At 66.4% G+C, this 13,780-nt stretch carries 15 protein-coding genes and 1 pseudogene; 4 read left to right on the top strand and 12 right to left on the bottom strand.

Annotated elements, in window-relative coordinates; all coding sequences use genetic code 11:
- Positions 1-148: 148 nt before the first annotated feature.
- The 3 genes from VSR72_RS39845 to VSR72_RS39835 form a co-directional block, all read right to left on the bottom strand.
- Positions 149-1,111: a sugar ABC transporter substrate-binding protein gene (locus VSR72_RS39845; RefSeq protein WP_342957690.1), complete on the bottom strand. Its 963-nt coding sequence runs from the start codon at positions 1,109-1,111 to the stop codon at positions 149-151.
- Positions 1,112-1,266: 155 nt separating this feature from the next.
- On the bottom strand, positions 1,267-2,244 hold the full coding sequence (gene corA, locus VSR72_RS39840) for a magnesium/cobalt transporter CorA (RefSeq protein WP_342957689.1): 978 nt from the start codon (positions 2,242-2,244) through the stop codon (positions 1,267-1,269).
- 195 nt (positions 2,245-2,439) lie between these two features.
- Positions 2,440-2,856: a hypothetical protein gene (locus VSR72_RS39835; protein WP_342957688.1), complete on the bottom strand. Its 417-nt coding sequence runs from the start codon at positions 2,854-2,856 to the stop codon at positions 2,440-2,442.
- A gap of 175 nt (positions 2,857-3,031) precedes the next feature.
- Between VSR72_RS39835 and cydX the strand changes: the two are divergent.
- Positions 3,032-3,115, top strand: a pseudogene (cydX, locus tag VSR72_RS39830) (cytochrome bd-I oxidase subunit CydX); the annotation flags it as partial.
- 92 nt (positions 3,116-3,207) lie between these two features.
- Complete coding sequence (locus tag VSR72_RS39825; RefSeq protein ID WP_342957687.1) at positions 3,208-3,807, top strand: ATP-binding protein; 600 nt, start codon at positions 3,208-3,210, stop codon at positions 3,805-3,807.
- Between the two features lie 15 nt (positions 3,808-3,822).
- On the opposite strand, the gene VSR72_RS39820 is transcribed toward VSR72_RS39825, so the two are convergent.
- Positions 3,823-4,926 (bottom strand): saccharopine dehydrogenase C-terminal domain-containing protein, encoded by a 1,104-nt coding sequence (locus tag VSR72_RS39820; RefSeq protein ID WP_342957686.1) that lies wholly within the window; start codon positions 4,924-4,926, stop codon positions 3,823-3,825.
- A 197-nt stretch (positions 4,927-5,123) separates the two neighbouring features.
- Entirely contained in the window at positions 5,124-5,588 is a 465-nt protein-coding gene (locus tag VSR72_RS39815) for an Lrp/AsnC family transcriptional regulator (RefSeq protein WP_342957685.1), read from the bottom strand.
- Positions 5,589-5,814: 226 nt separating this feature from the next.
- Here VSR72_RS39815 and VSR72_RS39810 point away from each other — a divergent pair, with 226 nt between their 5' ends.
- Together VSR72_RS39810 and VSR72_RS39805 are read left to right on the top strand one after the other, a co-directional pair.
- On the top strand, positions 5,815-6,366 hold the full coding sequence (locus VSR72_RS39810; protein ID WP_342957684.1) for a Spy/CpxP family protein refolding chaperone: 552 nt from the start codon (positions 5,815-5,817) through the stop codon (positions 6,364-6,366).
- Positions 6,367-6,537: 171 nt separating this feature from the next.
- On the top strand, positions 6,538-6,972 hold the full coding sequence (locus VSR72_RS39805) for a PGDYG domain-containing protein (protein WP_342957683.1): 435 nt from the start codon (positions 6,538-6,540) through the stop codon (positions 6,970-6,972).
- Between the two features lie 62 nt (positions 6,973-7,034).
- On the opposite strand, the gene VSR72_RS39800 is transcribed toward VSR72_RS39805, so the two are convergent.
- The 7 genes from VSR72_RS39800 to VSR72_RS39770 form a co-directional block, all read right to left on the bottom strand.
- Positions 7,035-7,400: a DUF3022 domain-containing protein gene (locus tag VSR72_RS39800; RefSeq protein ID WP_342957682.1), complete on the bottom strand. Its 366-nt coding sequence runs from the start codon at positions 7,398-7,400 to the stop codon at positions 7,035-7,037.
- A gap of 33 nt (positions 7,401-7,433) precedes the next feature.
- Complete coding sequence (locus VSR72_RS39795; protein WP_342957681.1) at positions 7,434-8,243, bottom strand: YhfC family intramembrane metalloprotease; 810 nt, start codon at positions 8,241-8,243, stop codon at positions 7,434-7,436.
- Between the two features lie 194 nt (positions 8,244-8,437).
- A complete protein-coding gene (locus tag VSR72_RS39790; protein ID WP_342957710.1) occupies positions 8,438-9,514 on the bottom strand; it encodes a substrate-binding domain-containing protein in 1,077 nt (358 codons plus the stop codon).
- Between the two features lie 2 nt (positions 9,515-9,516).
- Positions 9,517-10,482 (bottom strand): D-glycerate dehydrogenase, encoded by a 966-nt coding sequence (locus VSR72_RS39785; protein ID WP_342957680.1) that lies wholly within the window; start codon positions 10,480-10,482, stop codon positions 9,517-9,519.
- 21 nt (positions 10,483-10,503) lie between these two features.
- Positions 10,504-11,787, bottom strand: a complete 1,284-nt coding sequence (locus VSR72_RS39780) for an MFS transporter (protein WP_342957679.1) — start codon at positions 11,785-11,787, stop codon at positions 10,504-10,506.
- 88 nt (positions 11,788-11,875) lie between these two features.
- Positions 11,876-12,862: a sugar kinase gene (locus VSR72_RS39775; RefSeq protein ID WP_342957678.1), complete on the bottom strand. Its 987-nt coding sequence runs from the start codon at positions 12,860-12,862 to the stop codon at positions 11,876-11,878.
- 32 nt (positions 12,863-12,894) lie between these two features.
- Entirely contained in the window at positions 12,895-13,692 is a 798-nt protein-coding gene (locus tag VSR72_RS39770) for a TIM barrel protein (protein WP_342957677.1), read from the bottom strand.
- Positions 13,693-13,780: the final 88 nt, after the last annotated feature.

The following is a 13,780-nucleotide window of genomic DNA, read 5'->3' as shown; positions in this document are numbered from 1 at the left end:
CCCGGTACAAATAACGGCCGCGCGGCGGGATTCTTGAGCGCTTATTGCGTTGCGCACGCAAATACTGCCGCGGTGCTGCGTGGCGCCGGCCGCCCGGACAGGGAAACCGCCGCCCGCCCGGCCCGCGGCGACCGGGACGGCCCACGCCTTACTTCGTGACGAGCACCACGGGCGTTTCGACGATGCCCGACAGCTCCGACTGCTTCTTGTGCTCCTTGAGCGCCTTCAGCGCGGTGTCGATGCCGAACACAGCCTGCTTCGCCGCGTACTGGTCGGCGGTGGCGAGCACGCGCCCGTCCTTGAGCATGGGCTTGATGGCGTCGATGTTGTCGTAGCCGACCACATACACCTTGCCCTGCTTGCCCGCCGCGCGCACGGCCGACACGGCGCCGATCGCCATGTTGTCGTTGCCGCACAGGAGTGCCTTGATGTTGGGGTATTCATTGAGGATGGCGGAGGCGACGGCGTTGCCTTTGTCGATCTCCCACTCGCCCGACTGCGTGGAGACGATCTTGGCGCCCACAGCGTCCATCGCGTCCTTGAAGCCCGCGGTGCGCTGCTGCGCGTTGGTCGTGGTGGAAACGCCCTCGACGATGCCCACCTGGTCGCCCGACTTCAGGCGCTTGGCCAGGTAGTCGCCCACGAGCCGCGCGCCCTTGCGGTTGTCCGGGCCGACGAACGGCACGTTCAGGTCTTTGGACTTGAGCACGTCGGCGTCGAGCTTGTTGTCGATGTTGACGACGATGATGCCCGCGTCCACGGCCTTCTTCACCACGGGCACGAGCGCCTTGGAGTCGGCGGGCGCGAGCACGATGGCGTCGACCTTCGAGACGATCATCTGCTCGACGATCTGGATTTGCGCGGCGGTGTCGGTCTCGTTCTTGATGCCGTTGGTGATGAGATCGAACTGGTCGGCATTGTGCTTCTGATAGTCCTTCGCGCCGGTCTCCATGGTGAGGAAGAACTCGTTGGCGAGCGACTTCATGACGAGCGCGACCTTCGGCTTGTGCGGCGCCTGTGCGCGGGCCGCGAGCGGCAAGGCGCCTGTCACGGCGGTCGTAGCGAGCGCGCTGGCGGCAAGGAGGATGCGGCGGCGAATGCGGGAGTTCATTTTTGAAAGTCTCCGGTTTGTCGGGCCCGGCTGGGCCCTGCTTTCTGGTTATGCGCAAACGTTTTCTGCCGGCCCATTCTCGGCGCAGGCGCTGAGCGATGTCAACTCAGGTGCCGTTGCGGCATCGCAGCAACCCGCAACTCGCCCGCCCCGCCTCAAAGCCAGTTGATCCGGCGGAACAGGAAAAACAGGAAGATGTCGAGCACGAGCATGGCGGCAAGGCAGATCTGATAGCCAAACCTGAAATGTAGCTCGGGAATGTGCTCGAAGTTCATGCCGTAGATACCGGCGATCATCGTCGGCACGGCGAAGAGCGCGGCAAACGAACCGAGCCGCTTCGTCACCTCGTTCTCGGCGAGCGAGATCATGCCGAGGTTCACCTGGATGGCCGTGACGATCATTTCGCGGCGCGCGTCGATCATGGTGGACACGCGTTGCAGATGGTCGTAGACGTCGCGGTAATAGGCCTGCATGCCCATGCAGATCTGCGGGATGCGCCCGCCCACGAGCTTGCCCACGGGATCGACGAGCGGCGTGACGTGGTGCGCGATGATCACGAGGCGGCGCTTGAGCGAATAGAGATCCTCGATGATCGCGCGCGAGCCCGCGAGGTCGTGCTTGTCGAAGATGCGGTCCTCCAGCTCCTCGATTTCACTGGAGAGCGTTTCGAGCACGGGCGCGTAGCGGTCGACCACGCTGTCCATGAGCGCGTAGAGCACAAAACCCGAGCCTTCGCGCAGCAAGTCGGGCTCGCGCTCGCAGCGCGCGCGAACGTCGGTGAAACCCTGCTGCGCGCGGTGGCGCACCGAGAGCACGAAATTGGGGCCGGCGAAGACATTCACCTGGCCTGTGATGACTTCGCCGTCGTCGTCGAGTTCGAGCGTGTGGAGCACGCAAAAGAGCGTGTCGCCGTATTCCTCGATCTTCGGCCGCTGGTTGCCGTTCATCACGTCTTCGATGGCGAGCGCATGGAGGCCGAACTCCTCCTTCATCGCCGCCATTTCGCCGGCGTCCGGATCCTTGAGCGCAATCCAGACGAAACATTCGGGCTTCGCCAGATAGTCGCTGATGGCTTCGACAGTGACGTCGGCCAGTTTCTTGCCGCTTTGATACGCGACGCAATTGATTAGCATGTTCCTTTTCTTCCGCGCGGCGGGCCACGCCCGCGCCGCTTCGAGTTGCACCGGTTGCCAAGTGTAAGGTTTTCCGTTGACCGGCGGCGCCTCGCCGGGGTTCCCGAGCCGCTTGCGCCCGCCTGACGGAGGCTGACTGGCGCCTGAGAGCACTGCCCGTGCCCGCTGGGCAACGGCGGCGGCGCACTGCGCGGCCTACTGCGCGACCCGGCGGATGCCGATGTGGTGATCCTTGTCGAATGTGACGCTCGCGCGGTTGGTGTAGCGCGGGTCTACGAGGAAGCGCAGTTCGACCACAGGATCGAACTGCGTCGTCACGCCGATGCGGTGCACGCCAGGCTTCAGGTAGAACGTGACGTGCTCGCCGTCCATGAGGTCGGTGACGCGCTCGCCGTCGATGTAGACGGGCGCGTCGCGCAATTTGACGATGACGTTGCGGGTGCGCTCGCGGCGCACGTCGACGGCCACGAGGCCCTCGCCGGGCTCGGTGTAGCCCGGCTTCAGGATGCGCTCGGCCGGCACGGCCTTGAATGGCATGGGCTGCGGCTGCTCCTCGGCGCAGCCGGCGAGCGCGAGCGCGGCGACCACCGTGACGGCGGCGGCGAGGCTCATGATCGACCTGCGCGACGGCATAAGCGGCATGGGCGCTTTCCCCTTGTTTTACCAGGACCCGGCTCCTGGTTCGCGCCCATCATATACGGACGCGCGCCAGCCCGATCATCGTTGTTATATCCTTCGGGGAATGCGCGGCAGCGCTCGAAACCGGCACAAAGAGGGGGCAACGGCCATGTGGTACTTCTCGTGGATTCTTGGCATCGGCGTTGCGCTCGGCTTTGGCATCATCAACGTGATGTGGCTCGACGCCAACGGCAAATTCCTGAACGGACACGGACCCGGGCAACCCGGCCCGGAAAATGCCCCCTCGGCGGACGCCGACGCACAACGAGGCGAGGCGCGCCTCCCGTGACAAGACTGGTGTTCTTCTGCGGCCACGCCGGCGCCGGCAAGACCTCGCTCGCCAAACGCCTGTTCGCCCCGCTCGCCCGCGAGACCAGCGAGCCGTTCTGCCTGCTTGACAAGGACACGCTCTACGGCAGCTACAGCGCTGCCGCAATGGGCGCGCTCACGCACGACCCGAACGATCGCGACAGCCCGCTCTTCCTGCAGCATTTTCGCGAACCCGAGTACCGCGGCCTCATCGAGACCGCCCGCGAAAACCTCGAGCTTGGCGTGAGCGCACTCGTGGTCGGCCCGCTGTCGCGCGAAGTGAAAGACCGCAAGCTGTTCGACCGCGCCTGGCTTGGCGTCGGTCAGGAGGTGGGGCTTACGGTGGTGTGGGTGCACACGAGCGAGGAAACGGCGCACGCACGCATCGTCGCGCGCGCCCATCCCATCGACGCCTACAAGCTCGCTCACTGGGAAGACTACCGGCAGCGGCGCTTCATGCCGTCGGGCGCGCAGCTCGACGGCCTTCTGCCCTTCGACAACACCGCGCCAGCCGCGGCCGACTACGACGCCTTGCTCGAGCGCATCGTGTCGGCAACGGCAACGGCATCGACCTGAGACTTCAGGACGACTTCAGGCCGCCACCTTCGCGCGGCTGTCGAGCGTCGCGCCTTCGTACACCTGACCAAAGCGGTTTGCGAGGAACTGCTGGAGCGACACCTGCTCCTGGCGCACGAATCCGGCTTGCGGCAGGCGCTTTTCGCGGAACAGATCGAGCACCGCGCACATGGCGCCGGCGGTGGTGATCTGGATCGCGCTCATGGGCACGCCGCACACCGTCTTCGCGAAAATCTTGCGCGTGAACACTTCCTGCACGAGCTTGCCGTCGCGCATGCCGGTGACGGTCATGAAGATGAGCACGACGTCCTGCTCCGTGGCGGGCACCGAGCGGCGCATGATGGACTTGAGCGTGTCGCGGTCGCTGGAAAGGCGCAGGTCTTCGAGCAGGAACTGCATGAGCGCGCGATGACCCGGATAGCGCACCGACTTGTAGTCGAGCGACTCGACTTTGCCCGAAAGCGTTTCGCAGAGCGTGCCCAAACCGCCCGAGGTATTGAACGCCTCGTACTCCACGCCGTCGAGCGAGAAATGCTCGTGGCCTTCGAGCGGCTGCACCCACTGCGTGCGGCCTTCGCGAATCGCCTCGCACGGCTGGCAATACTCGTTGATGAGGCCGTCCACGCTCCACGTCAGGTTGTACTTGAGCGCGTTGGTGGGGAACTGCGGCAGCGCGCCCACGCGCATCTTGACGTCGCGGATCTCGGTGAAGCGGCTCGCGAGCGCATGCGCCGCAATACCGATGAAGCCGGGCGCGAGACCGCACTGCGGCATGAAGACATGTTCGGAGCCCTCTGCCAGCGCGCGGATCGCGTGGGTCGCGCGCACGTCCTCGGTCAGGTCGAAGTAATGGACGCCCGCGCCCTTCGCCGCCGAAGCGACGTTCACCGCGAGGTAATACGGCAGCGCGTTGATGAGCACGTCGTAACCTTCGAGCGCGCCGCGCAGTGCGGCGGCGTCACCGGAATCGACGCGCGCGGTGGGGATGCCCTGCGCCGCGAGCGGCTCGAGCGCCTTCGCATCGCGGTCGAAGGCCGCCACTTCGTAGTCGCCGCTCTCGCGCAGCATGTGGGCAATGGTGTGGCCGATCAGGCCGGCGCCTGCAATCGCAACTTTCATGTGTCATCTCCTTTGGTTTTCTATGCTTGGGGATGGGCAGCGCCCGCTCAAACACAGTCTAGGGAGAGACAAAAACGGTTCATAGACGCAAAACGATGCGTTTCGACCGGGTTTTTCGTCATTCTGACGATGCATTTCGTCGAAATGATGAAAATGCTCACATTCGATGGTGAACGCCCCGTCGTTCAGCCCCCGGTTCAGCCAGTCACCGAGCCGCGATCGACCTTGCGCGCGAGCACGATCGAGGTGGTCGTGCGCTCCACGCCGGGCATCCCGCCAATCTGGTCGAGCAGGTCGTTGAGGCGGTCGGGCGAATCGGCGCGCAGCCACGCCACATAGTCGTACTCGCCGCTCACCGCGCATAGCAACTGCACCTCGGGCATCCTGCCGAGGCGCTTTTGCACATCGGGTCCGTGGCGCGGCGCGATGATGAGCCCGACCCACGCCTGCAGGCTCGCATCGAGCACGTCCTGGCCGAGCCGCACGCCGTAGCCCGCGATCACCTGCGTGCGCTCCAGGCGCTCGATGCGCGCAAGCACGGTGGTGCGCGCAACGCCCAGGCGCCGGGCGAGGTTCGCGACGCTTTCGCGCGCGTTTTCCTGCAGCAGCGCGACGAGGCTGCGGTCGAGGTCGTCGAGTTGATCGAGGCGCGGAGGTCTCATCGGGCGGCGGTCTATATGGAAAGTCTGAACGGCGTCATTATCGCGCGTGACTGGACGCGCCGGGCGGCGGTGGCTGTGCGCAAGCGATGCGCGACGGGTATTTCCACGCGTTTCGTTTGTAAGCAAGTGTCGCAGCCGGGGCGTCGCGTAGCGAGAACGTGGTACTAATAACGCCTGCAGCCATTCTGGCCATGCTACCCGCTACGAAATGATTCAAGGAGTCACAATGAAGAAAGCATTCGTCATCCTTGCCGCCTCGCTCTCGATGAGCGGCGCGTTCGCGCAAAGCGCCGCTCCGGCCGCTTCGGCGACCGCCGCAGCCGCGTCGAGCGCCGACGTGCGCGCCGCGCAGCATCAGCAGCGTGTCGAAGAGCGCATCACGTGGCTGCATACGCAGCTCAAGATCACTCCCGAGCAAGAGCCGCAATGGAAGGCGTTCGCCGACGTCATGCGCAGCAATGGCGAGACCATGGCGAGTCTCTTCAAACAGCGCGCCGAAAGCGAAAGCTCGCGCAACGCGCTCGACGACATGAAGCAGTATGCGCAGATCGCCCAGGCGCACGCGGACGACATGCAAAAGCTCGTCTCGGCGTTCGATCCGCTCTACACGAGCCTGTCGCCCGAACAAAAGAAGCTTGCCGATCAGGCTTTCCGCCACGGCAACGAGCATGGCCCGTCGGGCAAGCCGATGAAGCCGAAGCACAAGGGCAAGGCGAAGCCGTCCGCTGACGCAGCACCAAGCGACAGTGATGCGGCCAGCGCGCCGGCCGCGCAGTAATGCCCAACAGTAAGACGCAGTAAGGGCACCCATCGAACGCGCCACGCTCCCATGCGTGCGCGGCGGCCCGATCCAGGGTACCCTTGCGGACCACGCGACGGCCGGGCAGTTTCGCCCGGCCGTCGTTTCTTTGGAACCCGATTTTTGTGAAGCAGGTCCGCTGCTGACGCCATGATTGAACTGACCCAACTCGACCTGCGCATCGACCCCGCCGCACAGCGCGTCGTCAAGGACGAAACCGTGAGCGTCGAGTTCGCCGCGCTTGCCGGCGAGCTGATGAGTCTCGAAGGCCCGAACCGCTATGCGCCGGGCGACGCGATCATCACCGGTTCGACCGGCGATCGCTGGGTCGTATCGCGCGACCGATTCGATGCGAAGTACCTGCCGGCGAGCGACACTCTCACCCACGGCGACTCAGGCGCGTATCGCAACCGCCAGGTCGTGGTGCTCGCAAGGCGCATGGACGAGCCGTTCACGCTCGTGCGTTCGGCCGGCGGCGACCGCCTGAGCGGCGTGGCCGGCGACTGGGTCATGCAATATGCGCCCGGCGACTATGGCGTCGTGCAGGCCGCGCGTTTCGCCAAGGTCTACAAGCTCGTCCACTGAGCTTCAGGGCAACGCTGACTGGGCGCGATGCGCCCATTCCCTCATCGCTTCACGCAAACGCATCACGCAAACTCTTCATCGAGCGCGATCGTCACTTCGTGCGGCACCTCTTCGCCCTTCGCGTGCTGCTCCTCGAGCGATTCGATCGTTGCCTCGACGTAGGCGCGCAACACCGCGAAGCTGCGTCCGCGCAGCCGCGGCGGCAACGCGCGATAGCGCGCGAGCGCAGCGGGCGCGATGGCGATCGTGAGCGCCATGCGGCGCGCTTTCGAACCGAAGCGCATCGCCACCCAGTGCACGACGAGTTCGGGCACGCCGTTCTCGTTCGGCTCTTCGGCAAAGCGCGTTTGCTCGGGAAAGATGTCGGCGATCACGCGGGCGAGCTCGTCGAAATCGGGGCTCGCGCATTCAAACAGATAGGCTTCCATTGACGCCAGAAAAAAGAAGTGAGACGCGCGGACTTACGCCGCGCGCGCGACGCGCCGCTCGCGGCGGCACGTCCTGAAAAGCACGACGGCGACCACTACGGCGGCCACCACATACAAACTATCCACGACGACGAGCGGCGCGAGACGCGCCTGGTACATCGCGGCAGGCACATCGATGAGCGCGTGCACGAGGATCGCGAGCGGCAAAATGCCCTTCCATCCCGCGCGCACGCCGCGCCACATCAGCACCGACAACCCAATCTGGAACACGAATGCGGCCGTGCGCTCGAGCGCGAACACGCCCGCGAAAAACGGCGAGAGGCTAGCGAGAATCAGATGCACGCGCAGGACCGAGTCCATCGTGAGGTTGGAGAGATGCTCGTCGAGATCGCCGCGATTCGCGAGCACCGCGAACACGATCCATTGCAGTTGCACGAGCACGCCGACGAACCAGGCTTCCGCGCCGGCATGGCCGATGCCGTAGCCGAACGCCGCGCCGTCCGCGGGGGCGCTGGGTTTGCGCGCACTGCGCCGTGCGATGACGCGCATGGCGATATAGCGTCCGACCTCCTCGCACACGCCCGCGGCGAACGCACCGTACAGCACGAAGAAAACAGGATTCGAGAGCACCTGCGCGGCGGCGGCGTTCCCGTGCAGCATGTAGTCGTTGATCGCGCGCTCGATCACGGTCGCGAAAAACGCGAAGATGGCGACGCCCGCGATCGTGTCGCGCCAGTCGAGTGCGAACGGAACGCGCAGCCGGCGATAGAGCGATACGGGCAAAGCGGCGACGAACAGCGTCGCGAGCGAAAGGCAGACGAGCGTGATCGGAGCTACGGACATGGGCTTCCTTATGACGTTCGGCACGCATGCACGCGCGCCGCAGCCCGAATGATCGCAGATATTGGCGCTTGCGCGCAGGCCCGGCTGCGCACGGACTCGGGAATTGCGCCGTTGGTGCGCGCAGTCAGCCCCGCAGTCAGCCCTGCACTCAGCCCCGCAGTCGGCCCCTCAATCAGGCCGCAGAGGTGCCCAGGTCACCCCAGCGTCGAAGCCCTCACCACCAACTCGCCCTCGAACGCCGCCGCGCGCGCCTTGGGCGCCGCCCCTTCGATGCGCTCGTGCAGAAACTCCACCGCGCGATAGCCGATCTCGCGCGTAGGCTGGCGGATCGTCGTAATGCCGGCAAGCTCGGCCCAATCCGGATCGTCGATGGCGACGAGCGCCACGCACTGCTGCCATTGCGCGCCGAGCGCCGCCTTCAGATGCAGGGCAAGGCGCAGCGCCACCGGCGCGTTGGCCGCGAACAGCGCGCAGCGCGCACCCCGTTCGGCAGCGTGGGCCACATGCGCGTCGAGCGCCGCGAGCGCGGCCTGCACGGCCGCTTCGTCGTGGAGATCGAGCACGTGCGTGAGGCCGCGCGCCGCGCCCTTCGTCGACTGCATCGACTCGCGAAACGCCGCTTCGCGCTCGCGCCGCGAACTTACGTGCTCGAACGGCTGCACGACGAACACGATGTCGTCGTAGCCGCGCGCAAGCAGATGCTCCGTGCCGAGGCGCACGGCTGCCGCGTTGTCGAGGCCGACCATGTCCGCATCGAGCCCGTCGACGGTACGGTCGATCAGCACGGCCGGAATGCCGCCGCTGCCCACGGGCTTCAACATCGATTCGCGCACGCCGAGCGCGTTGACGATCACGCCTTCCACGCGATACGTGGTGAGCAGTTGCAGATAGCGCCGCTCCATGTCGATTTCGTTCGCCGCATGGCAGATGAGCGGCATATAGCCGAGCGCGTGACACGCCTCCTCCACGCCCTGCAGGATCTCCACCGAATAGGGGTTGGCGAGATCGGCGAGCAAGAGGCCTAGCAGACGGTTACGCCCGCGCTTGAGGCCGCGCGCCATCTGATTGGGGCGATAGTCGAGCCGCTCGATCGCCGCTTCGATACGCGCGCGCAGGTCGGGCGACAGCACGCCCAACTCGCCGTTCAGATAGCGCGAGATGCTGGTCTTGCCGGTGCCGGCTTCGCGCGCCACGTCGCTGATGGTCGCGCGGCGCGGCGCCGTGGACGCGGCGGCCTTTTCGGTCTTATCCGCGCCGTCGCCCGCAGTCATGCTCATCGCGCGAGCACGTCGCGGTTGACGACGTTCACGTCGAGCGTGCCCGCGAGCGCCGCGACGAGATTCTCCGCCGCGCAGCGCGCCATCGCGTGACGCGTCTCATGCGTGGCCGAGCCGATGTGCGGCAGCGCCACCACATTCGGCATACGCAGGAGCGGCGACGCGGGATCGATCGGCTCGCGCTCGAACACATCGAGGCCCGCGCCGTGAATCGCGCCCGCTTCGAGCGCCGCGATCAGCGCTGGTTCGTCGACGGTTGCGCCGCGCGAGGCGTTGATGAGAATCGCGGTCTTCTTCATCTTCTTCAGTTGCTCCGCGCCGATCAGGTGGCGCGTGGCGTCCGTGAGCGGCACCTGGAGACACACGAAGTCCGAGCTTGCGAGCAGTTCGTCGAGTTCGACACGGCGCGCACCATAGTTGCGTTCGGCCGTTTCGTTAGGACTGCGGTTTGTGTAGAGCACCTTCATGTTGAAACCGAGCGCCGCGCGCCGCGCAACGGCGCCACCAATGCGCCCGAGCCCCACGATGCCGAGCGTTTTGCCCTGCACTTCCACGCCGAATTGCGCCGGGCCGATGCTGCCCTTCCAGAGGCCGGCCTTGACCCAGTCGGCCAGTTCGACCACGCGGCGCGCGCTTGCCAGGATCAGCGAGAACACGGTATCGGCGGTCGATTCGGTCAGCACGTCGGGCGTATGGGCGAGCACGATGCCGCGCTTCGTGAGATCGGGCACGTCGAACTGGTCGTAGCCCACGGAGATCGTGGAGAGCGCCTTCACGCGCGAGCCGTCCAGCATCGCCGGCGTGATTTTCACGCTCGCGCCGATCGCGCCGTCGGCGTCCCTGAGCGCGGCGGCGAGCGCGCCGGGCTGGTCGGCATCGACGTCAATCAGTTCGGCATGCTCGCGCAAGTAGTCGGCGACATCGGCGGGCACGGCTTTGTAGACAACGATTTTCGGCTTCATAAGTGCGCTAGAAAAAAGAGGTTATTTTCCGTGAGCCGGCGATGCATAACCGCGGGCGGCGTCGCGCTGCGGCTTGACGGCGAGCGTGAGGCCCACCGAAGCGAGCAGTGCTGCGCTCATGAACGCATAGGATGCCGCAGGCGAGCCCGTCGCGCCATTCAGATAGCCGACCACATAGGAGCCGACGAACGAGCCGAGCGCGCCCATGCTGTTGATGAGCGCCATCGCGCCGCCGGCCACGTTCTTCGGCAGCAGTTCCGGCACGATCGCAAAGAACGGGCCATACGGCGCGTACATCGCCGCGCCGGCCACCACGAGCAGCGCGTAGGACATCCAGAAGTGCGTCGACCCGAGCGCGTAGGAAGCCGCAAAAGCCAGCGCGCCGACCAGCAGGAACGGCCACACGAAGGCGCGGCGATTGTCGAGCTTGTCCGAGGCCCACGAGGCGGCGAGCATGGCGATGGTCGCGGCGAGATACGGCACGGCGGAGAGCCAGCCCGTTTCGACCATGCCGAGCGCCGAGCCGTTCTTCACGATTGAGGGCAGCCACAGCACGAATCCGTACACGCCAATGCTCCAGCAGAAGTACTGCGCCGAAAGCAGCATCACGGCGGGCGTGCGGAACGCCTCGGCGTAGTTGCGCACCGGCTTGATGGCGGCCTGCTCGGCGCGCATCGCGGCGTCGAGCGCGCGCTTTTCATCGTCGGAGAGCCAATTTACCTGCGCGGGCTTGTCGCGCACGAGGAACCACCAGCACACGGCCCACAGGACCGCCGGCACGCCTTCCGCGATGAACATGTGGCGCCAGCCGAACGCATGCACGAGATAGCCTGAGACGACCGACATCCACAGCACCGTGACCGGATTGCCGAGAATGAGGAACGTGTTGGCGCGCGAGCGCTCCTTCTTCGTGAACCAGTTGCTGATGAAGATGAGCATGGCGGGCATCACGGCCGCTTCGACCACGCCGAGCACGAAACGGATCGCCATGAGCGACGGAATGTTCGTGACAACGCCCGTGAGCGCGGCGCAACCGCCCCACAGCACGAGGCTCGCGAACACGAGCGTGCGCACGCTGCGGCGCTCGGCATACATGGCGCCCGGCAGCTGGAAGAAGAAGTAGCCGAGGAAGAACAGCGCGCCGATCAGCGACGAGAGCCCCGGGCTGATGCCGAGATCGCGGTTGATGCCGGCCGCCGAGGCGAAGCCGTAGTTGGCGCGGTCGAGGTAGGCGAGGCTGTACGTGATGAACACGATCGGCATGATTGCCCACCAGCGGCGCGGCGAGAGCGAGGTTGAGGTCATCGGTGTCTCCAGTTGAATGGGGCTTGGCCCTCTGGTCTCATGTCGTTTGGCGCGCTGCTTGCTGATTCGCGTTGCGCCGCTTCTTCCGCTATGCGGCCGCCGCGGCAGCGGCGCCCGCCTGACTTTGCGCACCTTCGAGCGCGTCGAGCTGCGCGCGCGTCGGCAACCCTTCCGAGTCGCCGATCACCTGCACGGCCAGCGCGCCGATGCGGTTGCCGCGAGCGACCGCCGCAGCAAGCCCGCGCCCTTCGAGCAGCGCGCTCACCACGCCCACGGCGAAGCCGTCGCCGGCGCCCACGGTATCGACCACGCGCTCCACGCGCTGCGCCGCGACGCGGCCCTGCTCGCCTTCGGCGGTGGCGTAGTACGCGCCCTCGGCGCCTAGCTTCACGATCACGCCGCGCGCACCGCGCGAAAGATAAAACTGCGCGATGGCTTCGGGGTCGTCGGAGCCCGTCAGCACAAGGCCTTCGCCCACGCCCGGCAACACCCAGTCGGCGAAGCTCGCGAGTTCGTTGAGCGTGCCGACCATTTCGGCTTGCGAGCCCCAGAGCGTCGGGCGCAGGTTCGGGTCGAACGAAATCGTGCGGCCTGCCGCGCGCATTTCGTGCGCAAGCTTGAACGCGAGTTCGCGCGACGACGACGAGATCGCCGGCGCCACGCCACTCAGGTGCAGATGGCGCGCGCCGAGCACATAGTCGGCCTGATAGTCGCAAGCCGAAAGCTTGCTCGCAGCCGACCCGCGGCGGAAATATTCGATAGCGGGATCGCTGCCGTCGTCGTTCTTCGACTTGAGCTGAAAGCCGGTCGGAAAGCGCGCGTCGGTACTCACGCAGCGCGCGTCAATGCCTTCGTGCGCGAGCACATCCCGCACGAACTGGCCGAACGAATCGGCGCCCACGCGGCTCATCCAGCCCACCTTGAAACCCAGGCGCGCGAGGCCGGTCGCGACATTGAGCTCCGCGCCCGCCGCGCGCTTCGTGAAATGCGCGACCTGGGCGAGCGGCCCCGGCTCGGTGGCGACGAACATCGCCATTGCTTCGCCGTAGGTGATGACATCGAGTGCTTCGGTCATGAGATGCGTTCCTGATGAATCGTATGGAGTGCTCAAGCGGCTGCGAGCCACTCGACGTAATGCGCGGCGTCGTCATCCACGCGCGCCGGATCGAACGGAAACTCGATGCCGCGGGGCACGTGGGTCGGCAGCAGCGCGAGCGCGGCGCGGCACAGGGTGTCGTCGTCGCCCGGCGCGGCGGCGAAGCGGCGCGCGCCCTCGCCCGCCACGGCCTTGCAATGGATGTATTCGACGTAGGGCGCAAGCGCGGCGGCGGCGAGCAGCGGCGGCTCGCCGGGCCATTGCCAGTTGCCGATGTCGAAGGTCATGCCGATCACGCCAGGCGCGCCGCCGTCGCGCAGCGCGTTGAAGAGGCCGATGAACTGGTCGAGCTTGCCGCCCTGCTCGAGTTGTCCGTTCTCGACAACGACGCGCGGGCCGGTGCCCGCTTCAGCGCTGTCGCCTGCGCGCGCGCCCAGTTCGCCGAGCAGGCTCGCGAGGCGCGCCGCGTGTGCATCGCCTGCGAAACCGCCTAGTTGCAGCTTCACGAAGCGCGCGCCGAGCGCACTGCCCGCGGCAACCGCGGCGGAAAGCGCCGCCTCGTCGAGCGCGCCATGCTCGCCATACAGCGCGTCCGGCGTGGACCAGACGCGCCACAATCCCGCTTCCGCAAGCGCCGTTCCGAGCGCACGCAGCGCTTCGGGCTGCGCGTCGGCATCGTGCATCAGTTCGCGCCGCACCTCGAACGCCTGCGCGCCCGCGCGCCGCGCCGGCCGGCTCCACGCCGCGTGACCGTCACGCCAGATTGCCTGCGCGCCGAACGCGCTAGCCACGATTGCCACTTCCGTCATTGCCTTGTTCCTGTTGCCTGCCACCGTGCGATCCGCTTTTCTTGGAACCGGTTCCAAATCCAGCCCGAAAAAAAGCGCCTGCGCGCCG

It is taken from the genome of Paraburkholderia sp. JHI869 (genome assembly GCF_038900775.1).
GTDB lineage: Bacteria > Pseudomonadota > Gammaproteobacteria > Burkholderiales > Burkholderiaceae > Paraburkholderia.
Note: the sequence above shows the minus strand (reverse complement) of the source record. Positions and strands in the feature narration are given on the sequence as shown.

Excerpts from the sequence above, each read along its gene's own strand:
- VSR72_RS39820 (WP_342957686.1), bottom strand. The coding sequence starts at position 4,926 with ATGAAAGTTGCGATTGCAGGCGCCGGCCTGATCGGCCACACCATTGCC.
- VSR72_RS39785 (WP_342957680.1), bottom strand. The coding sequence starts at position 10,482 with ATGAAGCCGAAAATCGTTGTCTACAAAGCCGTGCCCGCCGATGTCGCC.
- VSR72_RS39790 (WP_342957710.1), bottom strand. The coding sequence starts at position 9,514 with ATGACTGCGGGCGACGGCGCGGATAAGACCGAAAAGGCCGCCGCGTCC.
- VSR72_RS39780 (WP_342957679.1), bottom strand. The coding sequence starts at position 11,787 with ATGACCTCAACCTCGCTCTCGCCGCGCCGCTGGTGGGCAATCATGCCG.
- VSR72_RS39775 (WP_342957678.1), bottom strand. The coding sequence starts at position 12,862 with ATGACCGAAGCACTCGATGTCATCACCTACGGCGAAGCAATGGCGATG.
- corA (WP_342957689.1), bottom strand. The coding sequence starts at position 2,244 with ATGCTAATCAATTGCGTCGCGTATCAAAGCGGCAAGAAACTGGCCGAC.
- VSR72_RS39795 (WP_342957681.1), bottom strand. The coding sequence starts at position 8,243 with ATGTCCGTAGCTCCGATCACGCTCGTCTGCCTTTCGCTCGCGACGCTG.
- VSR72_RS39800 (WP_342957682.1), bottom strand. The coding sequence starts at position 7,400 with ATGGAAGCCTATCTGTTTGAATGCGCGAGCCCCGATTTCGACGAGCTC.
- VSR72_RS39815 (WP_342957685.1), bottom strand. The coding sequence starts at position 5,588 with ATGAGACCTCCGCGCCTCGATCAACTCGACGACCTCGACCGCAGCCTC.
- VSR72_RS39770 (WP_342957677.1), bottom strand. The coding sequence starts at position 13,692 with ATGACGGAAGTGGCAATCGTGGCTAGCGCGTTCGGCGCGCAGGCAATC.
- VSR72_RS39810 (WP_342957684.1), top strand. The coding sequence starts at position 5,815 with ATGAAGAAAGCATTCGTCATCCTTGCCGCCTCGCTCTCGATGAGCGGC.
- VSR72_RS39805 (WP_342957683.1), top strand. The coding sequence starts at position 6,538 with ATGATTGAACTGACCCAACTCGACCTGCGCATCGACCCCGCCGCACAG.
- VSR72_RS39835 (WP_342957688.1), bottom strand. The coding sequence starts at position 2,856 with ATGAGCCTCGCCGCCGCCGTCACGGTGGTCGCCGCGCTCGCGCTCGCC.
- VSR72_RS39845 (WP_342957690.1), bottom strand. The coding sequence starts at position 1,111 with ATGAACTCCCGCATTCGCCGCCGCATCCTCCTTGCCGCCAGCGCGCTC.